Raw genomic sequence first — 1,731 nt, 5'->3', positions numbered from 1 at the left:
AGGGCCAGGTCTGCGGCCGGGGCACTCAGGGCAGCGCCGCCGGGGTAGCTGGCATCGAGCGAGCCGTCTGGATTGAAGCGCGCCAGGGCTGCAATGGGCTGCCCATTCACTTCGCTGAAATTACCCCCGGCCAGCAGCTTGCCATCGGCCTGCAGGGCCAGACAGCTCACCGCGCCCGGCACCTGGAACGTGGGTTGAAATGTGGGGTCGAGGGCGCCGGCGGCGTGGGCCTGCACCAGGGCGTAGCGGCTGCTGGGGCCCAGCACTGTATAGTTGCCGGCCTGTAGCAGGCCGCCGGCGCTCAGCAGCGTCAGGGAGAAAATATTGAAGCCCGGCCCGGCGCTTGCCTGGTAGGTGGCATCGAGCGAGCCGTCGGCATTCAGCCGGATTACCGGCCCATAGGCTGCCGAGTGATTCGCCAGCAGAATTTTGCCATCGGCCTGCACGGCCATGGCGTCGCCGTGAAAGGAGTAAATACTGCCCAAGCCAAAAGCCGCCGGCGCCGAGAAGCTGTTGTCGGCAGTGCCGTCGGGCAGCAAGCGCGCAAGTGCCCGCTGCCCCGTGCTACCGACCGACGACACGTAGCCGGCCACCAGAATACGTCCGTCGGGCTGCACGGTAATGTTGTCGATGCTGCTGCCGTTGCTCAGCGCCAGGCTGGGGTCGAAAGTAGCATCGAGGGTGCCGTTGGCGTTGAGGCGCGCCAGGCCGTGGCGGGCCGTACCATTGTAGGAAGTAAAATAGCCGTTCACCAGCAGCTTGCCGCCGGGCAGCGACACGGCCCCCACCACGTAGTCGTTGGGGCCGCTTCCCCCGGGGTTAAACGTGGCATCGACCGCGCCCGTGGCGTCGAGACGCGCCACGCCGTTGGCCGGCACCCCGCCGAACCGGTCGAACAAACCCGTCACGAGCACCTGTCCATTGGGCAGGGGCAGCGTAAAATCGACCGAGCCCAGGCTGCCGGGCTGCACGGTAGTAGGGCCCATGCCCACATCAAAGGACGCATCGGCCGAGCCGTCGGCGTTGAGGCGCAGCAGGGCCGTTCGATTGAGGCCGCCCGCCGTGAGGGTGGCGCCCGTGAAGGAGGTCAGCAGCAGCTGGCCATTGGCCTGCAGCGCCACGCGGTAAACCGGGCCCACCTGCCCAACATTTTGCTGAAATACGGCATCGATGACGCCACCGGGAGTGAGACGTACCAGCTGCGCCGACGCGGCCCCGTTGGCCCGCGAAAAGGTCCCCACCACCACGCGCTTGCCATCGGGCTGCTCCAGGGCCGAAAATACCGTGCCGGGGGCGTAGAAGGTGGCCCTGGCAAAGCCCGCATCCAGACTTTGGGCCTGGGTGCGGGCTGACGGTGCAAGGCACAGGCCGAAGCCAATAATCAGAATGAAAAATCGATACAAGTGATAAATACGATAATAGTGAGCTGATTTTCAGCGAACATATAAACGAACAGCTGGTAGTACGGCCGATGCCCGGTCGGCGATGCGCGCGGTGGCCGCGTACTCGTTGGGCAGCAGGCCTGCGCGGTTAAAATGCCAGAAAAAAAGGACGAACCGGCTGGTTCGTCCTTCTCAATTGTCTTAAACCAGTTGCGGAGCTGGGCGGCTACTGCACCTGCACGCGGCGCACCACGGCGCCTTCGGCATACTGCACGCGCAGCAGGTAGGTGCCGGTGGGCAGGCCGGTCACCGACAATTCGGCCCCAGCTGGGCCGCTGAGCGCCTGCTG

General features: G+C 65.3%; 1 pseudogene. It reads right to left on the bottom strand.

The features are described 5' to 3' along the window. A pseudogene (locus ACYVDE_RS21855) lies at window positions 1–1,403 on the bottom strand (hypothetical protein); the annotation flags it as partial. Between the last annotated feature and the right edge of the window lie 328 nt (window positions 1,404–1,731).

This window comes from Hymenobacter agri, from assembly GCF_054778495.1.
This window is presented reverse-complemented; position numbering and strand designations above follow the sequence as displayed.